Genomic DNA, 25972 nt, shown 5'->3' on the forward strand with positions numbered 1-25972 from the left:
ATGCAAGCGCCTTGCCAAGTCGGGTGGTCTTAAAAATTTGGTTCATTATCAGCGGCTTGTCGCAAGGTTGCGCACTAGGCGCGGCCGCCGAGCAGCCCGGACGCGGCAGCAAATGTTGGCCTTGCGGCAAAAGCTGCCGGGTGGTTGCGGGGGCAGGGCGAAAGGCGTAAAAGCGCCGCCACAGCTATCCGCTGGCCCTTGAACCCAACCGGATACATATAGGAAAATGTTGAACTCGCTTGATATTGCCAAGCGTCCCGAAGACACGCGCGTCGTCGTCGCGATGTCGGGGGGCGTGGATTCCTCGGTCGTCGCGGGCCTGCTCGCCCGCCAGGGCTATGACGTGGTGGGGGTGACGCTCCAGCTTTACGATCATGGCGAAGCCACGTTCCGCAAGGGCGCCTGCTGCGCCGGGCAGGACATCCACGACGCGCGCCGCGTCGCCGCCACTTTGGGCATTCCCCACTACGTGCTTGACTATGAAGAGCGCTTCAAGAAGGCCGTGATGCAGCCCTTCGCCAATGCGTATCAGCAGGGCGAAACCCCGGTGCCGTGCATTGCGTGCAATCAGTCGGTCAAGTTCGTCGACCTGATGGCCGTGGCACAGGACCTTGGCGCCGACGCGCTGGCCACCGGCCACTACGTGCAATCCAAGCTTGGCGAGGACGGTCGTCGCCAACTGTTCCGACCGGTCGATGCCGAGCGCGACCAGACCTATTTCCTGTTCGCCACCACACAGCCGCAACTCGATTACCTGCGCTTCCCGCTGGGCGGCATGGGCAAGGCCGAAGTGCGCGAACTGGCGCGTGAAATGGGCCTTGAAATCGCCGAAAAGCACGACAGCCAGGACATCTGCTTCGTGCCTCAGGGCAAGTATGCCGACATCATCCGCAAGATGCATCCCGAGGCGGTGGCAACCGGCGAGATCGTGCATCTGGATGGCCGCGTGCTCGGCACCCATGAAGGCATCGTCAATTACACCATCGGCCAGCGCAAGGGCCTGGGCGTGGCGGCCGCCGAGCCGCTCTACGTCATCAAGCTCGAGCACAAGACCGGCCGCGTCATCGTCGGCCCGCGCGAGGCGCTCAAGACCCACACCGTGCGCCTGCGCGATGTGAACTGGCTGGGCGGCACGCCGCTGGCGGAACTATCCTCCGGCAATGGCGCACCGCTGGAGGTCAAGGTGCGCTCCACCCGTGGTCCGCAGCCCGCCGTGATCCAGCAGCGCGACGGCGACGTGTTCGTCACGCTGGTCTCGGGCGAATACGGCATCTCCCCCGGCCAGGCCTGCGTGTTCTACGCCGATGACAGTGGTACATCCGAAGTCTGGGGCGGCGGATTTATTGCCGAAGCCGTGCCACAGGTGTTCGCGGCTTAGACTGGCTCACGCGCTTTCCACACCCACTGTCCTTCCCGCGGGCCACTCGCCATTTGCGCCATGCTGACAAAGGGCAGCGGATCAGGTCCGCGGGAAGGGCAGCGGGTCGGATTAGTTTAGGGCGTTGCCACAGGCGCCGCCGCCGGCACTTCCTGCCCCGGCATCGGCTTGGGCAGCGGGATCGCATCTTCCGGCGCGATGTGTTCCTGTGCCTCCGTCCGGTCGTAATAGCCCCACATGCCGAAGTTCGACACCAGCGTGGCGCCGATGGTGATGATCCCCAGCACGATGAAAATCAGCAGGACGAGGCGATTGCTGTTCAGGGGGCTCATGGCAGTGCCTCAATAATTCTTTGGAATGCACCCAAGGAATGGGTGAGCCATGGCGTCTTAGCACTATAAGGGACGCCAAGTTAAGGCCAGCAGAGTGTATGCCGAGGTGATGGGACTGTCCGCCGCACCACCGATCGCCGACGCCGCGACACAGGTTCGGGCGCTGGTGGCGCGTGCGCAAAAGGGCGACAGCGAGGCCTTCGCCGCCTTGATCGAGGCCCATTATGACCTGATCTACCGCACGGCCTATAAATGGAGCGGCCACCGCAGTGACGCCGAAGACATAGCCCAGGACGTCTGCGTTAAACTTGGCAGCGTCATCAAGAGTTTCGACGGCCGTTCGGCGTTCGGAAGCTGGCTCTACCGGATCACGCTGAACGCTGTGCGCGACATGCAGCGGGCGCGCGGCCGGGCCAATCGGGGCAATGACGCGCTGGCGGAAGTGAGCCCCGAGGACACGCCGCCCGACCAGGAAGAGGCGGCCACCAGTCGCCAGCTCTGGGACGCGGTGCGCCGCCTGCCGGAACAGCAGCGCGATGCGGTCCTCTTGGTTTATGCCGAAGAGCTGAGCCATGCGGCGGCGGGCGAAATCATGGGCTGCAAGGAAGCCACCGTCTCCTGGCACATTCACGAGGCGAAAAAGACCCTGAGGGGTTTGTTATGAGCGATGACATGAATGACGGCTTCAAATCGCTGAAGGACATCCAGGCACCGGCCGCGTCCGACGCCGCGAAAAAACGCGCGCTGGCGGCCAGCATGATGGCCTTCGAAGCCGCTAAAACCGAAACCGCAAAAAATAATGCAACCGCACCCCAAGGAGTTCGCCGGCCCAGCCGTCTCAGTTCCATCATCACTTCCTTGAAAGGGAAATCGATCATGGACATGCGTCTCCCCATCGGCACCGCCGCGATTGCTCTGCTGCTGCTGCCGCTCGGCTACCAGCTCTACAATTCGACATCGATGAGCCCGGCCGACCGCGTGCCGGTCGATACGACGGCGCAAGGCGTAGTGCCGCCCAAAGTGACCCCGCCGCCGACCACGATGCCGGTCAATCCCAACCTTGATCTGCGCCCGCCGTTGGCTGCCGAGACTGATCCGGCGGCGCCGACGCCAGCCACCAAGGACGAGAGCGAGCCCAGCAAGGGCGCTGATCCGGTCGTCGCCGCGCCGGTAGTTCCGCAAGTAGAGCCGGCAAAGCCGGCACAGTCGCCTACGGTCCAACCCCAGCCTGAGCCGTTGGCCCAGGACAGCGCTGCCGCGCCCGCAGCGGCCGATATGCTGGCCAATGAGAGCGCCATGGCGCCGCCGCCACCAGCCCCAATCGAGAGTGCGGCGACCAGCCGGCTACAGACCCGGGCCGCCCCGAGTGCAGGCATCATCGCGCCAGAGGGCGATTTCTACGCCGTGCCCGCGCCGATGAGCTCGGCGACCGAACCGAGCGGCGACGAGTTCACCCAATTCGATGAATCGCGCCTCAAGGTGGTGGCGAGCGAGCCGGTTTCGACCTTCTCGATCGATGTCGATACCGCCAGCTATTCCTATGTCCGCTCCGTGCTGGACGACGGCTACGTGCCCGAGCCCGACGCCGTGCGGCTTGAAGAGCTGATCAACTATTTCCCCTACGACTACGCCCCGGCCGATAGCGCCGCGGTGCCGTTCAAGCCCACCATGGCGGTGTTCCCCACCCCCTGGAACCCCAAGACACAGCTGCTCCATATCGGCATCAAGGGCTATGTGCCGCCCGCGGGCGAGGACAAGCCGAGTAACCTCGTCTTCCTCATCGACACCTCCGGCTCGATGGACGAACCCAACAAGCTGCCGCTGCTAAAGCGCGCCTTCGCCCTTCTGGTCGACCAGCTTTCGGCCAAGGATACGGTCTCGATCGTGGCGTATGCGGGTTCGGCCGGCGTGGTGCTGGAGCCGACCAAGGCCGACGACAAGGCCAAGATTCTGGCGGCGCTGGATAACCTGGCGGCGGGCGGCAGCACGGCCGGCGCCGAAGGCATCGAGCTCGCCTACAAGCTGGCCGAACAGGCCAAGGTGGCCGATGGCACCAACCGGGTGATCCTGGCCACCGACGGCGATTTCAACGTCGGCATCGACAACCCCGATGATCTCGAAACCTTCATCAAATCCAAGCGCGATAAGGGCGTCACCCTCTCGGTACTTGGCTTCGGGCGCGGCAATCTCGATGACGCGACGATGCAGGCGCTGGCCCAGAACGGCAATGGCAATGCGGCCTATATCGATAACTTCCGCGAAGCCCAGAAGGTGCTGGTGGAGGAGGGCGGCTCGACGCTGGACATGATCGCCAAGGACGTCAAAATCCAGGTCGAATTCAATCCGGCCATGGTCTCCGAATACCGCCTGATCGGCTACGAAACCCGCGCCCTCAACCGCGAGGATTTCAACAACGACGCGGTCGACGCCGGCGATATCGGCGCCGGCCACACCGTCACCGCGATCTACGAGATCACCCCGGCCGGCTCGGACGCCAATCTGGTCGATCCGCTGCGCTACGACACCAAGCCGGCCGCAGACCCGGCGGCGGTGGCGACCACCAATGCCCCCACCGAACTTGCCTTCCTCAAGATGCGTTACAAGCTGCCGAACGAGGATGTCAGCCAGTTGCTCGAAGTGCCGGTCACGCCCAGCGTGGTCTATGGCAATATCGATGCGGTCAGCCCCGACATGAAGTTCGCCGCCGCCGTGGCCGCCTTCGGGCAGAAGCTCAAGGGCTCCAATTACGGTGGTGCGATGAGCTGGAGCGATATCGCCATGCTGGCCCAGACCGGCCGTGGTGCCGACACGAGCGGCTATCGTGCCGAATTCATGGGGCTCATCAAGACGGCGTCGCTGCTGAAGCCCGATACGGCCACGCAGGCCAAGCCGAATACACCAGCCGCCCCATAAGCCTAGGCCAGCCGCCCGTCGCAAACATCAACAGGCCCTCGGTTCGAACCGGGGGCCTTCGCGTTACTTGTCAGGCCGACGCAGCGAACGCAGGAAATCGTCCACCACGATGTGGAGCATGCCGCCTGTTGATTTGGCCTCATACATGCACTGGTCGGCGCGGTTGAGCAGGGTCTCGGCCGTATCGGTCTTGATGTCGAGGCATGCCGTGCCGATAGCGGCGCCGATGTTCAGGCGCCGCCCTTCCAGGTCCATCGGCGTGAAGACGGCTTCCATCATGCGCTGAAACGCCGGAAATGCCGCCGCCAGGTTTTCCTGGGGAATAGGCAGCACGACGATGAACTCGTCCCCACCCAGCCGCGCCACGAAATCGCCGGCGCGGCAGCCGTCCCGCAGGCGTTGAGCCACGGTCTGGAGCACCTTGTCGCCAATGGCATGGCCCAACGTGTCGTTGATGCGCTTGAAGCTGTTGAGGTCGATGAAGGCCAGCATCAGCGCCGTCCTCGAATGGTCCTCCTGGGCGATGCAGCCAGCGATATAGTCGTCATAGGCGGAGCGGTTCGGCAGGCCGGTCAGCGCGTCGGTGCGTGCCGCCTTGATGAGGGCCTGGTCGAGTTCGCGCTGCAGGCTGGCCCGCGCGGAGATGTCGATCAGGATCTCGATGTCATAGGAGCGGTCGCCCACCTCGGTGCGCTGCGCCGAGATCAGGGTTGGAATGACCGTGCCGTCGGCCCGCTTGATGTCGACTTCCTGGGACTGATAGGCGCCCTCCACATCGAGCAGCCGCCGGCGCTCGTCGCGGGCCGGACTGTTGATGGCGGCTCCCGACGTGGTCAGTTCCCGGTCACGGATATCGTCCCATTTGAGCCCGGTCAGCTTCAGATAGGCGTCGTTTACCCTGACATAGCGCGAATTGGTGCGGTCGCTGGTGGTGATGGTCATCGCCACGGGGGCGAACTCGAACATGCGCATCAGCATGTCCGACAAAACTTGCGGGGAGATCTGATCGTCGTTTGGCATAGGCTGAAAACTTCTTGGACCAACCGGCGGAAACATCGATCTACCGGCCGGAAACGCTAATTATCGGTGAAAGAACGGCAATTGGCCGCCGGGAGTTTCCCGACGGCCACAGTTTGCAACGATCTTTTCCAGCAGTCTAGTCGAGCGGCTTGAGGTTAGCCTCGATGCTGGCGCGCCTGCTCTCCAAAAACGGCGGCAGCGACAGCTTTTCACCCAGGCTCTCCATCGGCTCGTCGGCCGCGAAGCCGGGGACGTCGGTGGCGATTTCGAACAGGATGCCATTGGGCTCGCGGAAGTAGAGCGAGGTGAAATAGAACCGTTCGACCTCCCCGCTCGAGCGCAGTCCGGCCTGGCCGACACGCGCGATCCACTGGCGCAGGCTATCCTGGTCCGGCGTGCGGAAGGCGACGTGATGCACCCCGCCAGCACCCGGGCGTGCGGCCGGCTGGGTAGGATCGACCACAACATGGACCTCGGCACCGGGGCCGCCTTCGCCCATCTCGAACACATGGGTTTCACCCAGTGTGCTGGTTGCCGGATAGGTGCGCACCTTGCGCATGTTCATCACCTGGGTCAGCACCGCCTCGGTGCGCTCCAGAGCCGGCACCGCCAGGGTAATCGGACCGAGGCCAATGATCTGCTTGTCAGCCGGCACCGGGGACTTGGCCCAGGGAATGACCGTATTGACCCCATCGGTGACCATACGGAAGCGCTGGCCCTCGAAATCCTCGAAGTCGAGCGACAGATGGCCGACCCGCTCCTTGATGGCGCTGGTGCCCACATTGTTGCTCTGCAGGTGGTTCTTCCACCAAGTCAGGGTGTCCTCGCTATCGACGCGCAGGCCGGTGCGGCTGACGGTGTGGTTGCCGCGTTTTTCGCGGGCAGCGTCGAAATCGAAAAAGGTCAGGTCGGCGCCCGGCGAGGCAACGCCATCGCCATAGAACAGGTGATAGGCCTCGGTCTGGTCCTGGTTCACCGTCTTCTTGATGAGCCGCATGCCCAAGGTCTGGGTATAAAATTTGAGGTTCCTGGGGGCATCAGCGGTGACGGCGGTGAGGTGATGGATGCCTGAGAGTTGCAAGGTCATGTCGGTCTCCTGAATTGGCGCTTGGCTTCGTTGCCCAAGATGTAGGGTAACGGCGCCGGTAGCAGAAGCAGGCTAATTGCAACGAGCTGTTGCTGATTGCTGAACGCTCGCGCTCGTGGTTGCTATCGCGGGTGCTTCCAAAGACTCGCGGTCACCCCGGCGCCGGCCGAGGCCGCAAGTTGGCGGTGATAGTCACATGGTCTAGCGGCATGCAGCACGATCTCAAGATGTGCCCGCTTTCGCCGGGGTGACATTCGTGGTTTCGGCAACTTTGGAGTCTTCCTCATCACAATCCGCCGACACGTGTCATTTTGCAATGCGGGCGGCGTTGACTCGCGCTATGACTATAGCGAACAAACCAGGAACTGCCATGGCCGCCCTCACGCTTCGCCGGAAACTGGCCGTGCTGTCTGATGCCGCGAAATACGATGCGTCCTGCGCTTCGAGCGGCACGGAGAAGCGCGATAGCCGCCAGAGCGGTGGCATCGGTTCGACCGAGGGCAGCGGCATCTGCCACTCCTACGCGCCGGACGGGCGCTGCATTTCGTTGCTCAAAATCCTGCTGACCAATTTCTGCGTTTACGATTGCGTCTATTGCGTCAATCGCTCGTCCTCCAATGTCGAGCGCGCCCGCTTCAGCGTCGAGGAAGTGGTCCGGCTGACGCTGGATTTCTACAAGCGCAACTATATCGAGGGCCTGTTCCTGTCCTCGGGCATCATCCGCTCGCCCGATTATACGATGGAGGAACTCGTCCGCGTCGCCCGCAGCCTGCGGCAGGACCACGCCTTTGGCGGCTATATCCATCTCAAGGTCATTCCCAACGCCGCCCCGGAGATCCTTGCGGAAGCCGGCCGCTGGGCCGACCGGCTCTCCACCAATATCGAAATGCCCACCGATGTGGGGCTCGAAACCTTCGCGCCGGAAAAACGCCCCGGTGAAATCCGCACCGCCATGGCCAATATCCGCGGCAAGCTGGTCGAGGCCAAGCCGGACAAAAAGGCCAAGGCGCAGCCCGCCAAGTTCGCACCCGCCGGCCAATCGACGCAGATGATCGTCGGAGCCGACAAGGCCGACGACAATGCGGTCCTGACCCGGGCCGCAGGCCTCTATTCTGGCTACAAGCTGCGCCGCGTCTACTATTCGGCGTTTTCGCCCATCCCCGACAGCAGCGCCCGCCTGCCGCTCAAGCCGCCGCCGCTGATGCGCGAACATCGCCTCTACCAAGCCGACTGGCTGATCCGCTTCTACGGCTTCGACGTGCCCGAAATTGTTTCCGGTGGCAGCGACGGTCTGCTCGATCTCGCCATCGATCCAAAATTGGCCTGGGCGCTGACGCAGCGCCACAAGTTTCCTGTCAACATCAACCGCGCCGACAGGGAGATGCTGCTGCGCGTTCCGGGCCTCGGCACGCGCAGCGTCGAGCGCATCATCGCCACGCGCCGTCATCACAGTCTGCGGCTAGACGACCTGGCGCGCATCGCCGGTTCCATCGATAAAGTCCGTCCCTTCGTTGAAACCGTCGATTGGACGCCGGGCGGGTTGACCGACGATCACAAACTGCGCTCCAAGCTCGAACCGCAGCCGGAACAGTTGAGCCTGTTCTGATGCGAACCGTCATCCTGCAATCGCTGAACGATTTTGACGAATGGCGTGGCCAGGCGCGTGAATTGTTGCGTGGAGGGGTGCCGCCCGAAGCGGTGATCTGGCGCGATCCGAAGTCCGAGCCCGGCCTGTTCGAGCAGACCGAACAAGAAATCCAGCATGCTGCTAAAAATCACCCCGTCGGCGCCGTCCCGCCAGCCTTCATGGCGCTGGCACGCACTGCAGTATGTCACTCCGATCCAGAGCGATTTGACCTGCTTTACCGTCTGCTTTGGCAGCTGCAAGCCGACCGCGGCATTATCGAGGTCGCCTCGCACCCCGATATCGTCCGGCTGACCCGGATGGAAAGTGCCGTCCGGCGCGAAAGCCACAAGATGAAAGCCTTCATTCGGTTCAAGTCGATTGTCGATGATTCAGGCCTCGAACGGTTCGCCGCCTGGTTCGAGCCTGATCACTATGTGCTTGAAATGACTGCGCCATTTTTCGAGCGCCGCTTCACCGGTATGATGTGGGCCATCGTCACCCCCTATCGTTCCGCCTATTGGGATGGCGAATCCCTGGCCTTCGGCGACGGTGGCACCAAGGCGGATGTGCCGCCCGATGATGCCGTCGAGGAGGATTGGAAAACCTACTTCGCCTCCATCTTCAACCCCGCCCGTCTCAAGGTGGCGATGATGAAATCGGAAATGGCGGTCAAATACTGGCGCAACCTGCCCGAAGCCGTGCTCATTACCCCTCTGATCCGGGGCGCCAGACAAGCGGAGCAAGCCATGATCGAACGCACAGCCAGCCAGCCTCCATCGCACCACCTCAAACGCGCTGAGCGGCAAGTTATTGATACAGAAGCGCAATCCGAAATCTCCAATCTCGCCGACGCCCGTGCCGCAGTGCAAGGCTGCCAGCGCTGTCCACTGTATGAGCACGCCACGCAGGCGGTGTTTGGCGAAGGCCCCGAGAATGCCGACATTATGTTCGTCGGCGAACAGCCGGGCGACCAGGAGGATCTGGCCGGCAAACCCTTCATCGGCCCGGCCGGTAAAGTGTTCGATGCGGCGGTGGAGAAAGTCGGTATCGACCGCTCCCGTGTCTACGTCACCAACGCCGTCAAACACTTCAAATTCGAGCCGCGCGGCAAGAGGCGCATTCACCAGCGCCCGGACGCAGGGGAGGTAACTGCCTGTAAATTCTGGCTTAATCTGGAGCGGGCCTTCGTCAAACCCAAGGTGATCGTGGCCCTCGGCGCCACAGCCGCAACCAGCCTTCTGGGCAAGGCCGCGACAATATCCAAGCTGCGCGGCGTGCCGATCGCCATGGACGATGGCACAGTCCTGTTCGTCACCAACCACCCCTCCTACCTGCTGCGCATCCCGGATCGAAACCTGGCTGCTGCGGAGCAGGCAAAATTTGAGCAGGACCTAGCCCTCGTGCGTGATCACTGGCATACCTTAAACAATTGAACAGGCCACGCCTTGCGCTTGACAGTGCTGCATCACAAATTTAAGAAGTCGGCGCGCACTCTAGGCGCTCGACCGTTCGGCTTGCCGAAACAGGTTCCTGGAGCGGAGTAGCTCAGTTGGTTAGAGCAGCGGAATCATAATCCGTGTGTCCCCAGTTCAAATCTGGGCTTCGCTACCAAAAATTACTGATGTAAATCAGCGGCTTATACAGTGGCCACCCTTCGCAAGTAGGGTGGCCATGTCGCATTCATGTTGCGTTGAAATTCCACGCATTTTCACTCAGTCTGAACAGGGCAGGGCGAGTCGACGCGACATGAAACGCAACATTTTTGGGCGGAGCAGGAGCTTGCTAGGTCCGCCGGCATGCGCAACAGTGGCCCCCAAACTTGGGGAGGATCGTATGAGAATAGTATTTGCCGCCGTCGTGATGTTCAGCTTCGTCGGACACGCAGCCGCCGAGACTGCCACACCGGCGTCAAGGAAGCTTACGGACGGCCGCAAATGTCCGTGGAGTCGAACAAGGCCAAGTCGGTTACCGAGTTCCGCAACGATATGGAACTGGCCTGCTACACCGGGAAATAGGGCATCTCCTCAACGCAAAAATAGCCCCCAGCCGCTCGAGCGACTGAGGGCGTCCGTGGGAAGGGTGTGATAACAACCGACGGGGTGCGCTAACAATGTCGACGTGCGCCTTAACGCAGCATGAATTCACTTCATTTTCGCCGCCGAGCGGATCACCTCGTCCCGCAGTCGGTCCACGCCCTCCCCCAGGCTCTCCACCTGCTCGGCAAGCCGATCGGTGGCGCGGGCATGCTGGCGGGCAATGACGTTGCTTTCTGTCACCGCCATCGTCAGGCCTTCTACAGCGGCCGTGGCATGGTTCAGGGCCGTAGGGTCGACAATAACCGCGGCAACCTGTGCAGCGCCCGCGCTTGCGGCTGGAGCGCCCGCCCTGCCCTGCATGAAACCAAATCGATTGATGGCAAATATTATCGCCAGGGTGACGCCCAAGGCTATCAGTGCGACGGGCGGCAAATCAGTGGGGAGCATGGCTTTCTCCGGCGTCGTGGGCGGCGCGATAGACGTTCAGAAGCTCCACCACAGCGAATACCGGGTATATGGCCAACCACGTCGAGACGATGCCGGACTGCCAATAGCAATAGGTGATGCCGACGAAGAGGCAGCAGCCCAGGCTCGCCGATACTGAGCGGATCCACGGCGTTACGTTCTTGCGGGCGCCGTTGACGATCAGACCCCCGATCCGAAGGAAGCCCAGGCCGACCATGATCCAGCCGACGACCGCCTCATCACGGAAGATGGCGCGGAAACCCGACCATGCCGGCTGGTCGAATATATTGGGGTTCATCACCAGCACGGCGCCCCATAGGGCGGTGACGGTGGCCAGCATCCATTCGGTCATGCGCGGGCCGAACCGGTGCTGGATGCGTATCCATAGGCCCGGTCCGGCCTGCGAGGCTTCGCGGTACAGCATCACTCGTTCCTTCCCCGAAGGATGTCTTGGATGGACCATGGGTTGCGCTTGCGCCGCGGAGGTGGCGCAAGGTGCTCCTCGTAGTCCTCGATGGGGACCGCAGGAGGCTTGCCAGCGCCATGGTCGCGCCAGCCTTGCCGGTAGGCGCCCAGTGTCAGGATGGCCAGCCCTGCCCCGGCTATCCCCTGCCACCCGAAGGTTTTCCATGCCCACCCGAGCAACAGCCCGGCGATGATGACCCACACCCAGGCCGGGACGATGCCGAAGGCGAAATTCCAAACCCAGTCCATCATTTCGGGTTCACCCTCTTGGAGACGAAGGTGAAGGCGATCACCAGCGCGGCAATGACGAACACGACGCCCAAGGCCCACTGAACCGGGCCGTTGCCGCTGGCGATACCAGCAGCGCCAGTCAGCAGCCCGCCGCCGGCCGCGATGGTTTCGGGGGTTGCCCACTTCGGCGCCTGGGCAGTGGCGTCGACGGTGCTGGTCGACACAAATGCGCCCTTGGCCCAAAGGCCCGCTTCGGCGGCTCGGCGGTTCACCAGGCCGTCCATGACCTTGCCATCATTCTTGTTCCAGCGAGCGAGCTGGGCAGGCACAGCGGCATAGTCGCCTGCGTTCAGTTTCTTGAGCAGCGTCGAGTTGGAAAAGCCGGGCTTCTGCCCGCCCATCCCAACGTTGTCGGCGAAAAGTACCAGCGCGCCGAACTGGTTATCCGTCACTGGCACCTTGATGAGGGCTTCCACTTTTGCGGCGGTTTCGCGGAGCCGCATAATCAGTAGCCTTTCGGCTTCCGGCTCCTTGATCGTATCGCCCTTGCGCACAGCGCGGCCGGCGATGACCGTTTGGCCATACCCGATCGTCCAGGGCGTTCCGTCGCGAGATCCGGGATCGGGGTACGCGGTTGCGCGGAATCCCTCCCACTGTTTGGCAAGCGCAAGCGTCTCCGCGTTGACTGTGCGAGTCATGGGTAACTCCATTGATGTTGGTGCGTTGTCCTCGCTCAATCAGCGAGGTGATGACGTGGCTGGACGGCTCATACTGGTCTACGAGGACGAAGCCGATTTTCTGAAAGAGGCGATCGAGACCTGGCACACGTTGAACAGGGGCAACCTGTCAGACGAGGCCTATGCCAAGCGGGGGGCTCGGTTCAATTTGATCCGGCATCTGGACGGGAAATATACCGAGGCGGAGCGGCAGGAGATCGCCCGGGTGGCGCTCGGACTGCTGGATTGAGTGGACTGGCCGGGGCGAAATCTGCTTAAAGGGACGAATGCATAAATTCTTCCGTCTCTCAGTCTACAAGGACCGCTTGTTGGGTGGCCTTGCGAAACACCTGCGCCCTTACCTCGCACGAACCCCATTGATCTGGGGCGACGCGGGACGGCTGAAAATAGGTCGAAACGTACAGTTGGTCGATGCGATCATAAACCTGCGGTCAGGGACTGTGACGATTGATGATGATGCGTTCTTGGGTCATGGCGTGATGCTGCTAACCGGAAAGCACCCGATGAGGAAAAGCCGACAGGGGCGGCATCGCAACATACCGACCGAAGGGCGCGACATCATCATCCGCTACGGCGCGTGGGTCGCTAGTGGCGCAATCGTGGTCGGTCCGTGCGACATTGGCGAAAACGCCGTCATCGGCGCTGGCAGCGTGGTTACAGGCAACATACCGGCCGGGGCTCTTTATGCGGGCAATCCAGGCCAACTGATCCGTATTCTGGACATCGAGGACGAAGCACAATGACCATTTTAAAGTCGGTTCTGGCCGCGCCCTTCGCCTTGGTTGGCGGTGCTATTATGCTCGTAGGCGGCAGTCTCGTTGTCGTGGGCGGCGCTTTCTTAGCGATAGCGGTTGGCTTGGTGGGCGATGACCACCACCTGATTACCATCACGCGCAAGCCAAAGCTTTTTGTTCGGGATTAGGCGTATTTGACCAAGGCGTGCAGTGTCTTGCCGTCGAATTTCGCCAAGAACGGCGGTCGCGAGCTATAGTAGGACGTATACCAAGGGCATTCCTCGAACACGTCTTGGGCTCCGTCACCCCAGGCGTAATTTTTAAACTCGATCCGCTCGCCGCCGTAGAGCGTCTTTTCTTCCCGGTTGCAGCAATACAGCCAAGCCCGGTTAGACTTTACGATCTCAAAATATTGGTCCACGATTTGCTGCGTCATCTCCTGAAACGACGCGATGTTCACGAAAAGTCCGATGCCTGCATCCTTTACAATTTCCGCCCGGTTGGCCGAGACCATTACCAGCTGAATCGCATCGTTCCGCAGGGCCGCGTCCAATTCATCGCGTGTCTTGGCAACGGCCATTTGTTCAGCGCTGACCACACCAGACCGCACGAGTGGCGAAACGTCGGCAATAAGAACCTCTGGCAAGTTGATCGAGATGAGTTTCTGTGTCGGCAAGGACATTCGCAGCCAGAGGCCCGCAAAGTTTGCCTGTCCGTCCCCAACCACGCAGGTTATCGGCACCGGTGACAGGCGTTGATGCAAAAATCGGATTGCGAAGACGTGGAGCAGGCTGTTTTGGTTCAGTACCCGGCCCTGCGCTTGGCACCAGTCGCGCATTTGGTTGTATTCCTCGGTCGAGAAAATGTCCCGTTGGCCGAAATACAATCCCCGCTGAGCCGCCCAATGCCACGCCCCCGCCATCCCTCCGGACTGCTTAAGCACCCCGAAGCCATCGCCTTTTTCTGCGTGGTATTTCCAGTGGGAGGACTTCACGGCTTGTGCCGCTTCAAGGTCGCCTGCGAGGCTGTCAATGAGGTTTTGCATGGGCTCAAACTATGAGGCGTCGGACTTGATTTCAAGACTGCTTGTCTGGGGTTCTAGCCGCCCTCGACGGCCCAAAGCGCAGCATCACTGACATCGGGCGGCAGCGGCTCCATGGCCTCGATCTCGTTTGACCGAGACCGCAGCCGCTCGATCTCAACCCAGGCAGCCATGGCGACGCCCTGACGCTGCTGCAACTGTGGCGGCCAAGCGGCCGGATCTGTGCCGTATTCCATCATCGCCGCTTGACCGGTGGCCAGGGTGTTGCGCTGCTCGTCCTCGGACATGATGCCGAGGATGCGCCGGCGGCACTCCGCTTTAATCGCGAGAGATGGGTTGATCGCCAGGGTCTGGGGGTCGCGCAGATATCCGTCGGCCATGATCGTCAGCTCCAATAAATGTAAACGTCATGCAACTCGACGTTCTTGTTGTTTAGGGTCTTGAAGCGCCAGCGCGGGGCCGTGCCGGAGGGCTGGCTGGAGACGCTGGTTTCGGCCGCCTCCACCACGCGAATGCCTGCTGTGGGCGACGGCGAGGTGAATAGCTCCGTCAGCGTCATCGTCGACCAGGTCGTGCCGCCATCGCGGCTGCATTCAAGCGTGTAATCGGTTCCCGCAGCAGCCGCGTCAACTTCTCTGACGCGGATCAATGCTTTCATCTTGGTCGGAACGCTAGCAGCAGTAAAACTGGCAGATCGAACAGTTAGATTGTTAGGGGCGCTGGAGTCGAAAAACTGCGCCTCTGCCACATAGGCCTCATTGGCACCGCCAGAGATTACTTCAATCCAGTTATAGCGATAGGCTCCGGGGGTCACTCCTGTCAGGATGGAATGAAGTGTATTTGAACCCACAGCGGCAGCAACTGAAGCAGTCGTATATAGGATAGTGCCGCCATAACCACTGCCATCCCACGCGGTCGGGGCCGAATTAGAGCCCTTGAGCCTGATGGTGACCGTAGCTCCGACGGCCTCAAACCCAACAACATTGGTGGGAGACCAAACCTTAAAGCCCGTCAAGGTACGCGTGTTCCCAGAACCCCAGTCCTTGCCCAAATGGCCGCGACCACTGCTCGATGGTCCGCGCGCTGAAGCCGTATACGCGTCGGCGGTGACACTATTAAAAGCGCCAGCAAGCCCCCCCTGGAACGTCATATCGCCGATGGCGGTGCCTGTTGCCTGTGCTATTTGCGACTGGCTGGCAGTGGCTTTCAGCAGCCCAGTGGCGCTGGTATCGAGGTTGGTCGCACCGGCGACATCGACATATGTAAGAGCATCGAACGTGTCGGCCACTCGGTTGCCTGCAGGGCCGAGAAATAGCGCCAAATTTGCGTTATCCGCCACCTGCAGGGCGAGCTGGGAGACAGTCAATTCGAGTTCTGCAAGGGATATGGCAGCCCATGTGCCGTCCGCCCTAAGGAACTTGAGCGCCGCCGCTTCCCCCGCAGCGGGCGCCGGAACCAACCCCTTCGTTCCACCCGATCCAGCATCCCCCACCATAGCGTCCAGTGCCGCTGTGGCCTGCGCAGTGGTCAGAAACTTGATCAGCTTGCCGGTGGTGCCATCTGCAGCGGCAAGCCGCCCATCTACCGCGACGGCTGGCCCCACCACATCGCCGGTTCCCGTGCCGTCCGTCCCCTTGCGCGCGACGAGTTGCCACCAGGCATTGCTGATTGTGGGGAGAGTGGGGGGCGCGTTGCCGGTGCTCGGGATCAGAGCGCGCCAGGACGAACCATTATCCTGAACGCCATCATCTACTGCATAAGTGGTGACGGGATTATAGTTCCCCCGCCAGGTTAAGCCGCGGCTACCCTGGGGACCTGGATCGCCTTCGTCGCCTTTTGGCCCTGAATACGGTGCCGGGTCCGTCCAGTTTCCATAAGCGCCGGATGCTTTGGAATAGATCGCCGAGCTGCCGTCGCCAATATTGGAAACCAGCACGCGGTAGTTTGACCGCAGCGGGTTATCTGCGCTTTCGAGCGCGAGCCGAGCAGCGGTATCATCGACCTGGATATCGAAGTATGCACTCACCTGTCCGAGCTGTTCGAGCACGAGCCTTGTTTGAGCCGTGCTGCGCTCGATAATGCCGACATAGCGGATCTCGTAGGCATCGGCAGTGAGCGCAGTTCCCGGCCATGGGGCAGCGAGCGTCAAGGTCCCGTTGGCTTCAACGCTGGCAACGCGCTGCGGCGGCACAAGGGGCTGCGCCAGGTCGCAGAACAGATCGCCGGCCATGATGGCATCACTGCCCCATAGCGTGCCGGCGCCCGTCACGGTCGCGGAGCCGTTCGCCACCGAGGCTGTCCCGGTGTCGTACCAAGTCGGAAGGGTCATGAGGGAACCTGCTGAAAAGAGGAAACTAACTGCGCCGCCCGAAGCGGCCGTTGACCACCAGCGAGTAGGTGGACGCGTAATTGGTGGGGTCGGAATAACCGACCTGCGCCGAACCGCCATACCGCGAGGCATTGGCATAGGCGCGGGCATTCGGGCCGCCGCTGATGCTGCCGCTGAACGATTGAGTGCCCTGAACCAGACTGCTCCACCAAACCGGAATCGCCGCCCCGCTTGGCGCATTGTTCTCGGCCCCCTGGTGTAGGTTGCCCGGCGAGCTGGACACCGACGGATAGTCCAGCGGCACTTCACCAGACGTGGTGAAATTCCCCGCCGCTGGCCCCACGGAATGTTGCAGCAAGGCGACCAGGTTGCCGCCAACGATATCGACCGTGAGCCCCCGCGTGATGCCGACTGTCATTTCCACCAGCATCGATCCCGTCAGCTGAATGGCCACGCCTTGTGGGATCACTGGAGCGATCGGCGTTCCAAGCCAGGTGTGCGAGGGCGCAGCAGTCCGGACCAGCGTGGCCTGCCCGATGAAGAGATCGGCACCGGCGGGCGCCGCCCCCAATATAATGGTGTTGCCCCATTCCTGCGGCCTGGCGCCAACCAGAGGCCGAGCCTCCCGATGCGCGAGGAAGTTATCGCCGACCGCGCGCTGAATGGTCCCGAGCCACTGATAGAGTGGCACCTTATTGGCGTCGGGAAAGCCGATGCTGGTGCTGAACGACTGCGCCCCGGTCAGGAACTGCAGCAGGGTGCCGCCCGTGGTCGCTACGCGGCGGGAGCCATAGTCGATGACGATGCGACCACCCTCGATGCTGAAGCCGTTCACGGCGCCTGCACCTGAATTTGTGGATCGCCTGTAAACGATCCATTGTAGTTGCCCGCCGGCCCGAAGTTCGGCCCGCCAAATCCGAACGATAACTTGAAGGCTGCCGGCACCACGTCGCGGATCGTCCCATCGGGCTGCACCGAGCGGAACGTGCCGTTGGCGAGATCGATCGTCCGGCCAAGCGGGAAGCCGAACGGCGAGCCCCCGGCGACGATCTGCAGGTAGCGTCGGTTGGAGCTGAACTTACCCCGTGCCATGGTGGTGATCCCGGTGACCGGGTCGAACTCGAACAGCACACTGCCGACTGGCGCCGGCGGTCGCTTCAGGACGATGACCGTGTAGGTGACATTGACCGCCGCCAGAACGCTCGAGGTCTGGATGCCGGTCTCATAAATCCTGATCTCGGTCGCCGTCGCATAAGCTGTGACGCATCGGGCACGGCCGTCCAAGGCGTTGTACTGCACCGGGTAGCCCGGATGCAGCGTCTGTGTGCCCACCACCACGAGAAAGTCCGGGACGTAAGGCAAGCCGTGAGCCAGCAGGGAGCGATCTTGCGTGTATCCCCCATAGACCAGTTGGCTGTTGATCGTGGCGGCATCCGGCGCGCCGGAACCGGCCGGGATCGCCGTGTGGGTGATCAGCACGTCGGTCGGTCCGACCGCGACCTCCATCGGGTCGTAATCAGAGTGGTAGTAGAGGCTCGGCAGGTTAGCCGCAGGACTGTTCAACGGCGCATTGCGCGCCGAGTTCGGGTCGAACGGATCGCCCGCCAGCGTCGGCTCGGTGTAGAGCGCGATGCGCGCGGTGATGGGGTCAAACATCAGCACGTCGTCGCTCATGACGTTGCAATCCTTACTGCGCCTGTGACCCAATTGATCATCACGGCCCCGTTCGTCGATTGCTGCACCCCGTTTTCGTCCAGCATGACGATCGGCACGCCGGCCGACGTATAGTTGACCACCTGGCCAGCCATCATGCCGATCCGCGTGGGCTGTAGCGGATCAATCGGCACATCGAGGAAGAACGTCGCCGCCCGGAAAACACCGTCATTGACCGCAGCTTGTAGGACATATCGCGCCGAGTAACCGGCTGGGCCGGCTTCCACCTTCCAGCGAACGTTGACCGCAGCGTCATTCCCACCCATGGCCGCATACAGGCTTTCCAGCTTCTGCGCGATCGCCCCGCCCGGCCCCAGGGCGACCTCGATCACCTCGGTGAAGCTGGCCTCCAGCCCTTCGAGCTGCACCGTGATTTCGCGGAACAGGGTTTCCCGCTTGGTGTAGTTCTCGCGGTCGACCTCCTCGAGCAATGTGCCGAGCTGCTTGAACTGTTCGATCAACTGGCGGGGCTTGATACCCATCTGGTTGAGAACGTCCTGCGCGAGATTGGACAGGTCGAGGGCGATATCGCTGGCGCCAAGCTTGACGTTCGGCGTGGTGACGGCAAGCCAGCCACTCCATTCTGCAGCCGGAGGCCCGACGAAGATGCCGCGCACAAAACAGAGCACATTCGGCGGAAACTGCCCCTGCAGCATCCAGCGCCAAGGGTCTGCATAGGGCTGGGAGTCGCTGTCGAATATCAGCGGACCATCATCAGCGCCTACCCGTACCTGTACGCGAACGCGCTCGACACCCGGAACGCCAGAAGCCGATCGCACTTCGATCGTTGGGCGCCTGCTCGCGCCGTCTTCGTCGACCACCACAGCGGGGAACACCTGCCAGCCCTGCATGGGCATTGGCTTAGGCCCAACCAGTTGTAGCGGGCCGTCAATGACGGGCGTGTAGTCTGCCTCTTGATCCCAGGCATAGTCGGACGGGTCAACTTCGGTCAGATCCACGATCACGTCGAGGTTGGATTTGTAGACCAGCCCGTCAACGCGGAAGAGCTTATCGACATAGCCGTTGCGCGCAGAGGTCCAACGCACCACGTCGCCGGCCTCGATCTGGCGGAACTCCGGCCCCAGCACGAACGTGTGCCGGCGCGCGCGCAGCGCCTCGAGCAGAGACCAAAGCATCAGGCGCTGCGCCTGCCCGGCATAGGGCACCAGGTCAAGCGAGACCGATGCCATCAGCCGGCGGTTGCCCGCCAGCGGCTCAAGGTCGGGGCGCAGCAGCGGCGGCGCCTTCTTGGCGTTCCAACCCTCGGCGGGGTTCGGATAGGTAGCATCGACGCCATTCACCGTATCCGCGAGGCCGAGGAACGGGCTGAAGCTCTGTTCTTCGGTGGAGAGAATATCGCCGTCAGTGAAGGCCATCACCGGGGCACCCGGTGGGCCGACGAATATCTTGTACGCGCTGCCGCTTTCGACCAGTCGCGCGTTCGCCGCGGTCAACAGGGCCTCGACCGTCGTCGCAACCTGGGCGCCGACCTGCACTTCGCCGCCGGCGCGATAGGTCGGCTCCATACCGCCGGGACCGGAGATCGTGGCCCGCGCGGCCGCGATGCCAGCTATCCACGATGCGGACGGCAGGCGCGCGGCTGTGGTGCCCTGCATACCGTACAGCCATTGCCCGGCGTACCGGACGCCCCGAAGGACATTGTAGAGGTGCACAATCGGCAGGAAGTCGCCATCGCCGCCCCAGGTCGCAGGATTGTCCCACCGGTGCGCGCCAGCGCCGCCGGCCGTGCTGTCCTTCGATACGTCGTACCAGCGCACCCCGTTAGTAACGAACTTGAAGTCCGGGATGCCCTGAAACAGCGGCTTGTCGCCCTCGTCATTGCGCTCTGGCGCCCGAGCGAACGCCACCACATAGGGAATGCCACGGCCGACACGCGCGGCTCCATATGGCCGGGATGGATCGCTGCCAAAGGTGGCGACAAGCAGCGGATCGGCAGCAGTCTGGGTGCCGTCATAGAACTTGAACCAGAGATAATCCCGGCCACCCTTGCGATACTCAGCGACGGGCCAGCCATAGCTGGCATTGGCCTCGCCTTTTAGCAGGGTGCAATCAACGCCATCGACGATTGGGTAGAGCAGTTCGCGGACGGGCAGATCGCCGATCGCTATCACGCGCGCCGACATCGTGCCGCCGGCGCCGAAGGTGCCGTGCCAGGCCAGTGAGCCGGCGGTGCAGTTCCAGCCCAGGTTGATCGAACGCGGCACGTCCTCGCCCGCCTGCAGCTTGCCTTGGACGCCAAACTTGGCTGGCTCCGGCTCGCCCTGCATGGACTTGCTGAGTAGGCTGAAGGCGATGCCAGTGGCCACCTGAAGCCCGGCCGCCGTCAGCCCAGCGAGGAACGTCCCGGCGCCGAAGATGGCAGCGCCGATTGAGGAGAAGACTGGCATGTGACGGGAGCCTCTTGGCTAGGCGCTCGCGAGGCGCTTCAGGTAGTGCGTCTCGGTTTTGATGTAGCCGCGCCGCTCATAAATGCGGCCGGCTCGGGGATTGGCTTCCATCGCGGCCATGCCGGCGAATGTGGCATTGCGGCTGTCTGCCCACACCTCGAAAGCATCGAGCATGTCGGAAGCGGCGAGGCCGCGGTGTTTAGGGTCGATCCACCAGCCGAAGTCGCGCGCAAATGAGATATCGGCCATCGGCGACGGCGCCACATAGGCGAGCAGGAACCCCTGCACGCTGCCGCCAGGAGCGAAGACGATGCAGGTCCGATCCGGCATTGCCAGTGCCTGCCTGAATAGCGCATCGGCGTGCGGCGCGCTGAAGGTCCATGGCAACTCGCCCGCTAAGTGCGCATCGAAACTGAGTGAGATCACGCGGATCCGATCTTCGGGCTTGGCCAGCCGCACATCAGAAGATGCCAAGAAAACCTCCCCAGCCGAACAGGCCCTTGGGCTTAGCTGTCTCGACCTTGTTCTGGCCGACTGCGCCCCAATAGTGATCCCAGTCGCCGCATACCGCCGCGTCCCGGAAGAAGTCATCACCGGGCGCGCGAACCTGCTGATCGGCATGGCTGCGGGTGGCAGGGTTGGAGCGCAGCAGCTCCTGGGTGCCGCTGGCGCATGTCAGGATGGCCGCGCCATCTTCGTTCTCGGTCGGCGTGCGGATTTCGATCTGGTCGATGAAGCCAACAAAAATCGGCTCGGCCGGATCGACCAGCTTGCGGCTATCGGGATCGAGCAGGCCGGTGTGAACCTCGATGCGCGCCTGCTTGCAGTCATAGAGGCGAATGGCCTCCTGGACCTTCTCATGCAGTTGCGACATGGTGACGGTGACGCGTTCGACACTCACCCCGACGATTGAGGGAATGTCGCTGATCTGGATCAGCGAGCCAGAGCCATAGAAGTCACGAGACACCGCAGCGCCCGTTTCGGGGTCGATCACGAGCGCACTGACATTGGCGAGGTCCGACCAAAACCCGACATTGACAGTTTCTCCGGTCACGCGGTCTCGCGCCACGATCCAGAGAAAGTCGCGCGGCAGCAATCGCCGGGCCGCCAGGGCGGTCACGGTGTTGGCAGAATAGGATTTCATTGAATTCTATCCTCGCGATTCAGTCGCGCTGAACGAGATGCTGCCACGCCCCGTCCGGGGATCGGCCGAGGCGGACAGCGAGCCGGGATCGATGGTCATCAGGCACCAGGGTTTGCTGATAATCACCGGCTGGCCTGTGACGGTGCCCGGCCATAGGTGGGGCGCGATTGTGAAGACGCCGGTCGGATTGCCGCTGGCGGCCTCCTGCATGCGATACAGGCTGGAGCCGATGCGCATCATGTCGCCGATCGAGAGGCTGATCCCCGCCAGCCCTGCAACACGCACGGTCTGATCGTCGTCGCCGATGGCATTGAGCGTGCCAGCGGGCAGCAGGCCGGCACCGGGATGCTTGATCGGACGGCAGCGGCTCGACTGGTAAGCCGTGAACGTCATCTGGCTGATCATGGCTTGCTCGATGCGCGCCCGCAAAGCGTCCAGCGTATTCGATGACAGGGTCTTGCTCTGCCATTGGCCGCGCCAGATCGGCTGGCCAAAGTCTTTCACCCGCGTGCGGCCGGAAGCATGCCGGGATTGCTCCTGGCGCGCCATCAGCGCGAAGTCGGTCGACCAGCCCGGAAACCCGGTGAGCAGGTCCAGCGGTTCGGTCAGGGCCATAAGCTCACTTCCACTTCCGGCCTTGGGTGCGCACGATCTGCTTCACCCTGCCTTCGAACTCGGATTGCTGCTTGGCCAGCACCACCGCCATGCGGTCGATTGCTGCCGGGTTCGCGCCCGGCATGCTGATAACCGGGGCGAATGGAAAGGACATCGCGCCGGCTCCTGCCGTCGATATCGTAGGCATCTTGGGCAACGCTGGCATCTTCCCGACAACGCCGCCATCCGCAAAGCCCGGTAGCCGACGCATTGCATCGACCGCAGCAGCTCCGCCATGCCGAGCGACATCGCGCTGCGACCAGACCACTTCCCCTTTGTGCACCACGCCGGCAGGCTGGTTCCTGCCACCGGGGCCGGTATAGCCGCCGTCCGCGAAGCCCAGCGCCTTGCCGATCAATCCGAACGGGCTGGAGCCCTGCCCAGTACCGAACAGCCCGCTGAGGCCGAGATCGATCAGCTTACTGCCGAGCTGGTTGAATACATTCCCCAGCGCCTCGGCCGCAGACTTGCCCTCGACGAGGTCGTCGATGAAGCCACGCGCGGCGCTGCGGCCGGTGTCGAACCAATCCTGCATGGACTGTTTTACGTTGTCCTGGGCTTCGGCCAGCTTGGCCGCCTCGACCGTCGCATTAGCGTATCCAAGCGCAAGCTCGGCGATAGCGGCCTTACGGTCTGGGGTCAGGGCGAGCCCAGCCTTCGTGGCATCGTTTTCCAGCTGCTGCTGGGTGTGCAGCTTGGTGAGCGCAAACCCGTAGTCATTGACCAAGGGGTTGAGTGCGGCCTGTGCAGCGGTCTCCTCACGCAGTTGAGTCGTGCGGCGTGCCTGCTCGTCGAGATCATCCTTAAAGTTTTGACCAGGTGTCTTCTTGCCTTTTGCGCCACCCGCAACGGGGTAGTCTTCAATTGATTTCTGTCCGCCAGTCGGTGGGGGAAGCCTCTTGGCGCCCCTGCCTTCCTGACCAGCGAAGGTTGGCTGAGTATTGGGAAGCGCAGCCCCATTGGTGGCGAGCAGGGCGTCATTAGCAGCGTCTCGAAGGGCGATGAACGTGTTGACAAGAATCGACACGTTGCCAATCACGCGGTCAAACTTCGGGTCGGCAGTGCCCATAGCCATGATGGCGGCTTTTGCCGTCTCAGCGTTGCCGCGACCGGCGGCCAACTGCGAAATCAGGTCGTTAAAGGCCGCGGCCACTTCCGATGAGAAAACACCGGCGTTGGCACGGGCAAACCCTTCTAGAGCCTCTTGCGCTGTGCCTGCTCGCGAAGCGGCGATGTTGGCCTCCGCATTGAGGTCAGTCATCGCATCTTTCACCGCGGCGATGGCGCCGGCGATGCGCTCGATGTCGCGGGCATCGCCGGCGAACCGCTTGGCCCCTTCTTCGAAGAAGTCGCTCAGCAACTTGTCAAACGAGGGGCTGTTCGCGATCTCTTCGATCTTGCGTCCGACTAGGTCGAGCAATCCAGCAAATCTCTGTCCGGACTCTGTGGAATCGTTGAATTTGCCTGCTGCATCTATCAGAACGTTCTGCAACCGAATGAACGCTTGCGAAACTGTTAGCTCAGCGCCGGCCACCTTCTCCGTCAAAATGCCGGAACCAGCCTCAAAAGCGGCAAAGAACGCTGCTGAGGATAGTTTTCCGTCGATCACTAAGGCGCGCAGTTTGGAAACCGAGCCGCCGGCCTCCTTAAGTCCAGCCGCGACGGCTTGGAGGATTGGCAGAGCACCCTCCTGGACAGAGTTGAATTCTTCGGCGCGCACCGTGCCTGAACTGAGCAACTGCGATAATTGCAGCAGCGCACCTGACGATTGCTCGGCTGACGCGCCATTCACGCGCAGCGCTACTGACACGTTCTCGGTGAACCTCAGCAGATCAGCGGAGGATGCTTTCAGGTCTTTTTGCGAGAGCGTCGCCCGCCCATAGAGTTGGGCCAATGCCTCAATTGGAGCGGCATTTCGTTGCGCGCTGGCAAACAGGCTATCGTACACTTTCGAGAGGCTTTCCCCCTCCAACCCGGCCACTTTCAGGCTGTTTTGTACACGAGTTGAACTGTCGATTAATAGCTGCGCACCGCGAAGGGCGGCGGCGCCTGCGAACGCTTTGCCGATAAGCGCCCCCGCATTCATGAAGCTCTGGCCGACCCTAACCTGAGTTTTCGCGAACCGATCCTCAATGCGTTTTGCGGTCGTATTGGTCTGCCCAAGAGCCCGCTGCATGGCGCGCTCATATTTGACGATGGTCGCATCGAGGGAGACAACCAGACGCTCGACATCAGTCGCCATAATGACCTACAGATTTCGCTCCAAGCTGGAGGCTCGGATGGCTTTAGAACAATCGAGGCGCTATTGCCCCGAAGACGATCGGATGGTTCTCGCGGAGAAACCCGCGACTAATCACTTGATCCACCTGGTGCTGACAATTTTCACGGGTGGCCTTTGGGGCATCATCTGGATCTTGATCGCTATGAATAATGCGGCAAACAAGTATCGCTGCCCCTCGTGCGGGTCCGTCACTAAACGGAATCCGCCACGTGGTTGGAAGCCCAGGGCGAGGCGTCGGCAGGAAGAAGACTTCTTCGAGGATTAGTTTGTGGCGAAGGTGACCAGACCATTGGGTACTGGATCGTCGTCTTCCCACCAGTAAGTCTGGGTCGTCAGCACTCGCGCCCCGCCACCGTCCCGATCGATCCAGTCGAACAGCTCGTCGGCCTCACTCGTCGAGAGCTTGTTGCCTTCCTTGGGCGTGTTCGCGGCGATGAAGCCGTTCAGCGCCGAGAAGAACTGCCACATGCTCATGGTGTTGACTTGCTGGGGCGTGAACCCCATTGCGGCGCCTTGCCCGTAGATCGAGGCTATTCGGAATTTTCCGTGGGGGAGGTCATCGAGCTTTTGTCCTTCGCCTCCCCCTCGACTTCCCCCGGTTCTTCATCGGGCGCTCCTTGCAACGCAATGCCCAGAATGCCGCGAGCCATCATGACGTTTTCCAGTGGTGGCCGGCTCTCGACATAATCGCGGATCAGTTTCAGTGCCTTTTCAGGCGCCGTGCCGCCGCCGATCAGCCCCAGGCGCATGATCTGGGAGATGTCCTGCACCTTCCATTGGCCGTCGATCAGCCGATGCAGGATCACCATGGGGCCGGCGTCGCACTGCTCCTGCAGCTCGATCAATTCGCCCCAGGCCAAACGGAATCTGTAGTCCCCGTCTGCCCAAGGCAGGGTGATGGATGCGTCTCGCCCCATCAGACGGTCGCGGCCGAAGTCCGGACCATTTCGCCGTCGGACTGCATCGAGACATTGTTGGTGACTCGGCCGCCGTTGGCGCCGCCCATCTCTGCGCTCTCGACCTGCATATAGCCGGTCCAGGTCCATGTGGTGGTGGGGAATTCCATCTCGATCTTCACCGGCACGCTGTCCACGCTTTCGACGGCATCCATCCACGTTTCGACGCTGGCCTGGGCCAGAACGCCTTCGCCCGTGACCGACATGCTGAGCGAGGTGGCGTCGCGGCCGATCCAGTCGACCTTATCGGGATCGTCGCAGTCGGGGATGCTGACCTCCTCGAGGTTCTTGCTGATGGTGATCGACTTCGACGTGAAGCCGCACGGCGCAGCATAGACGATCGGCCCAGAGCCGCTGCCGAGAAGCACACGGACCTTGCCGCCTTTGGTCGTTACAGGCTTGGCCATGCGGCCCTCCTAA

The 25972-nt window shown here is 62.1% G+C and carries 29 protein-coding genes and 1 tRNA gene; 10 read left to right on the plus strand and 20 right to left on the minus strand.

What is annotated here, in order from left to right; all coding sequences use genetic code 11:
- The first annotated feature begins 226 nt into the window (after positions 1-226).
- Positions 227-1378: a tRNA 2-thiouridine(34) synthase MnmA gene (mnmA, locus tag ABIB57_RS17815; RefSeq protein WP_354042525.1), complete on the plus strand. Its 1152-nt coding sequence runs from the start codon at positions 227-229 to the stop codon at positions 1376-1378.
- Positions 1379-1494: 116 nt separating this feature from the next.
- Here the strand turns inward: mnmA and ABIB57_RS17820 are convergent, their stop codons facing one another.
- The gene (locus ABIB57_RS17820; protein ID WP_354042527.1) at positions 1495-1710 is read right to left on the minus strand and encodes a hypothetical protein; all 216 of its coding nucleotides are present in this window, start codon (positions 1708-1710) and stop codon (positions 1495-1497) included.
- Between the two features lie 109 nt (positions 1711-1819).
- Between ABIB57_RS17820 and ABIB57_RS17825 the strand changes: the two genes are divergently transcribed.
- Both ABIB57_RS17825 and ABIB57_RS17830 read left to right on the plus strand, forming a co-directional pair.
- Positions 1820-2374, plus strand: a complete 555-nt coding sequence (locus ABIB57_RS17825; protein ID WP_299725064.1) for an RNA polymerase sigma factor — start codon at positions 1820-1822, stop codon at positions 2372-2374.
- A complete protein-coding gene (locus ABIB57_RS17830) occupies positions 2371-4623 on the plus strand; it encodes a vWA domain-containing protein (protein ID WP_354042530.1) in 2253 nt (750 codons plus the stop codon). Before ABIB57_RS17825 ends, ABIB57_RS17830 begins: the two co-directional genes overlap by 4 nt.
- A 63-nt stretch (positions 4624-4686) precedes the next feature.
- Here ABIB57_RS17830 and ABIB57_RS17835 read toward each other — a convergent pair whose 3' ends face one another.
- A complete protein-coding gene (locus tag ABIB57_RS17835; protein WP_354042531.1) occupies positions 4687-5643 on the minus strand; it encodes a diguanylate cyclase domain-containing protein in 957 nt (318 codons plus the stop codon).
- Between the two features lie 136 nt (positions 5644-5779).
- Positions 5780-6730 (minus strand): ring-cleaving dioxygenase, encoded by a 951-nt coding sequence (locus ABIB57_RS17840; RefSeq protein ID WP_354042532.1) that lies wholly within the window; start codon positions 6728-6730, stop codon positions 5780-5782.
- Between the two features lie 370 nt (positions 6731-7100).
- Here ABIB57_RS17840 and ABIB57_RS17845 point away from each other — a divergent pair, with 370 nt between their 5' ends.
- The 3 genes from ABIB57_RS17845 (at position 7101) to ABIB57_RS17855 (ending at position 9968) form a co-directional block, all read left to right on the plus strand.
- Positions 7101-8336: a putative DNA modification/repair radical SAM protein gene (locus ABIB57_RS17845; RefSeq protein ID WP_354042534.1), complete on the plus strand. Its 1236-nt coding sequence runs from the start codon at positions 7101-7103 to the stop codon at positions 8334-8336.
- On the plus strand, positions 8336-9790 hold the full coding sequence (locus tag ABIB57_RS17850) for a UdgX family uracil-DNA binding protein (protein ID WP_502914429.1): 1455 nt from the start codon (positions 8336-8338) through the stop codon (positions 9788-9790). The genes ABIB57_RS17845 and ABIB57_RS17850 overlap by 1 nt, the downstream gene beginning before the upstream one ends.
- A 101-nt stretch (positions 9791-9891) precedes the next feature.
- Positions 9892-9968, plus strand: a tRNA-Met gene (locus tag ABIB57_RS17855).
- Between the two features lie 530 nt (positions 9969-10498).
- On the opposite strand, the gene ABIB57_RS17860 is transcribed toward ABIB57_RS17855, so the two are convergent.
- The 4 genes from ABIB57_RS17860 to ABIB57_RS17875 are packed head-to-tail and all read right to left on the minus strand — an operon-like array spanning position 10499 to position 12252.
- Positions 10499-10840, minus strand: a complete 342-nt coding sequence (locus ABIB57_RS17860) for a hypothetical protein (RefSeq protein ID WP_354042536.1) — start codon at positions 10838-10840, stop codon at positions 10499-10501.
- Positions 10827-11282: a hypothetical protein gene (locus tag ABIB57_RS17865; protein WP_354042538.1), complete on the minus strand. Its 456-nt coding sequence runs from the start codon at positions 11280-11282 to the stop codon at positions 10827-10829. The genes ABIB57_RS17860 and ABIB57_RS17865 overlap by 14 nt, the downstream gene beginning before the upstream one ends.
- On the minus strand, positions 11282-11575 hold the full coding sequence (locus ABIB57_RS17870) for a hypothetical protein (RefSeq protein WP_354042539.1): 294 nt from the start codon (positions 11573-11575) through the stop codon (positions 11282-11284). The genes ABIB57_RS17865 and ABIB57_RS17870 overlap by 1 nt, the downstream gene beginning before the upstream one ends.
- The gene (locus ABIB57_RS17875; RefSeq protein ID WP_354042540.1) at positions 11572-12252 is read right to left on the minus strand and encodes a lysozyme; all 681 of its coding nucleotides are present in this window, start codon (positions 12250-12252) and stop codon (positions 11572-11574) included. Before ABIB57_RS17875 ends, ABIB57_RS17870 begins: the two co-directional genes overlap by 4 nt.
- Between ABIB57_RS17875 and ABIB57_RS17880 the strand changes: the two genes are divergently transcribed.
- The 3 genes from ABIB57_RS17880 to ABIB57_RS17890 are packed head-to-tail and all read left to right on the plus strand — an operon-like array spanning position 12251 to position 13213.
- Positions 12251-12520, plus strand: a complete 270-nt coding sequence (locus ABIB57_RS17880) for a hypothetical protein (RefSeq protein WP_354042542.1) — start codon at positions 12251-12253, stop codon at positions 12518-12520. The two genes, ABIB57_RS17875 and ABIB57_RS17880, sit on opposite strands and share 2 nt — an antisense overlap.
- Positions 12521-12557: 37 nt before the next feature.
- Entirely contained in the window at positions 12558-13034 is a 477-nt protein-coding gene (locus ABIB57_RS17885) for an acyltransferase (RefSeq protein ID WP_354042543.1), read from the plus strand.
- On the plus strand, positions 13031-13213 hold the full coding sequence (locus ABIB57_RS17890) for a hypothetical protein (protein WP_354042544.1): 183 nt from the start codon (positions 13031-13033) through the stop codon (positions 13211-13213). Before ABIB57_RS17885 ends, ABIB57_RS17890 begins: the two co-directional genes overlap by 4 nt.
- Here ABIB57_RS17890 and ABIB57_RS17895 read toward each other — a convergent pair.
- The 10 genes from ABIB57_RS17895 to ABIB57_RS17940 form a co-directional block, all read right to left on the minus strand.
- Positions 13210-14070: a class I SAM-dependent methyltransferase gene (locus ABIB57_RS17895; protein ID WP_354042545.1), complete on the minus strand. Its 861-nt coding sequence runs from the start codon at positions 14068-14070 to the stop codon at positions 13210-13212. The genes ABIB57_RS17890 and ABIB57_RS17895 overlap by 4 nt on opposite strands.
- 53 nt (positions 14071-14123) lie before the next feature.
- A complete protein-coding gene (locus ABIB57_RS17900; RefSeq protein ID WP_354042547.1) occupies positions 14124-14447 on the minus strand; it encodes a hypothetical protein in 324 nt (107 codons plus the stop codon).
- 5 nt (positions 14448-14452) lie between these two features.
- Positions 14453-16297, minus strand: coding sequence for a hypothetical protein (locus ABIB57_RS17905; RefSeq protein WP_354042548.1), 1845 nt, complete (start codon positions 16295-16297; stop codon positions 14453-14455).
- Between the two features lie 124 nt (positions 16298-16421).
- Entirely contained in the window at positions 16422-17231 is an 810-nt protein-coding gene (locus ABIB57_RS17910; RefSeq protein WP_354042549.1) for a hypothetical protein, read from the minus strand.
- The gene (locus ABIB57_RS17915) at positions 17228-18070 is read right to left on the minus strand and encodes a hypothetical protein (RefSeq protein WP_354042551.1); all 843 of its coding nucleotides are present in this window, start codon (positions 18068-18070) and stop codon (positions 17228-17230) included. The genes ABIB57_RS17910 and ABIB57_RS17915 overlap by 4 nt, the downstream gene beginning before the upstream one ends.
- Positions 18067-20517, minus strand: coding sequence for a phage tail protein (locus tag ABIB57_RS17920; protein WP_354042552.1), 2451 nt, complete (start codon positions 20515-20517; stop codon positions 18067-18069). Before ABIB57_RS17920 ends, ABIB57_RS17915 begins: the two co-directional genes overlap by 4 nt.
- Positions 20518-20535: 18 nt before the next feature.
- On the minus strand, positions 20536-20991 hold the full coding sequence (locus ABIB57_RS17925; protein ID WP_354042553.1) for a GNAT family N-acetyltransferase: 456 nt from the start codon (positions 20989-20991) through the stop codon (positions 20536-20538).
- The gene (locus tag ABIB57_RS17930) at positions 20978-21661 is read right to left on the minus strand and encodes a hypothetical protein (protein ID WP_354042555.1); all 684 of its coding nucleotides are present in this window, start codon (positions 21659-21661) and stop codon (positions 20978-20980) included. Before ABIB57_RS17930 ends, ABIB57_RS17925 begins: the two co-directional genes overlap by 14 nt.
- Positions 21662-21667: 6 nt before the next feature.
- The gene (locus ABIB57_RS17935; protein WP_354042556.1) at positions 21668-22276 is read right to left on the minus strand and encodes a hypothetical protein; all 609 of its coding nucleotides are present in this window, start codon (positions 22274-22276) and stop codon (positions 21668-21670) included.
- A 4-nt stretch (positions 22277-22280) separates the two neighbouring features.
- Positions 22281-24557, minus strand: a complete 2277-nt coding sequence (locus tag ABIB57_RS17940; RefSeq protein WP_354042557.1) for a tape measure protein — start codon at positions 24555-24557, stop codon at positions 22281-22283.
- 82 nt (positions 24558-24639) lie between these two features.
- On the opposite strand from ABIB57_RS17940, the gene ABIB57_RS26855 reads away from it, so the two are divergent.
- Positions 24640-24861, plus strand: a complete 222-nt coding sequence (locus ABIB57_RS26855; protein ID WP_502914430.1) for a hypothetical protein — start codon at positions 24640-24642, stop codon at positions 24859-24861.
- On the opposite strand, the gene ABIB57_RS17945 is transcribed toward ABIB57_RS26855, so the two are convergent.
- The 3 genes from ABIB57_RS17945 to ABIB57_RS17955 are packed head-to-tail and all read right to left on the minus strand — an operon-like array spanning position 24858 to position 25959.
- On the minus strand, positions 24858-25100 hold the full coding sequence (locus ABIB57_RS17945; RefSeq protein ID WP_354042558.1) for a hypothetical protein: 243 nt from the start codon (positions 25098-25100) through the stop codon (positions 24858-24860). The two genes, ABIB57_RS26855 and ABIB57_RS17945, sit on opposite strands and share 4 nt — an antisense overlap.
- A 26-nt stretch (positions 25101-25126) precedes the next feature.
- Entirely contained in the window at positions 25127-25513 is a 387-nt protein-coding gene (locus ABIB57_RS17950; RefSeq protein ID WP_354042559.1) for a gene transfer agent family protein, read from the minus strand.
- Positions 25513-25959, minus strand: coding sequence for a phage tail tube protein (locus ABIB57_RS17955; protein WP_354042560.1), 447 nt, complete (start codon positions 25957-25959; stop codon positions 25513-25515). Before ABIB57_RS17955 ends, ABIB57_RS17950 begins: the two co-directional genes overlap by 1 nt.
- Positions 25960-25972: the final 13 nt, after the last annotated feature.

The sequence above is a fragment of the Devosia sp. UYZn731 genome (assembly GCF_040546795.1).
GTDB lineage: Bacteria > Pseudomonadota > Alphaproteobacteria > Rhizobiales > Devosiaceae > Devosia.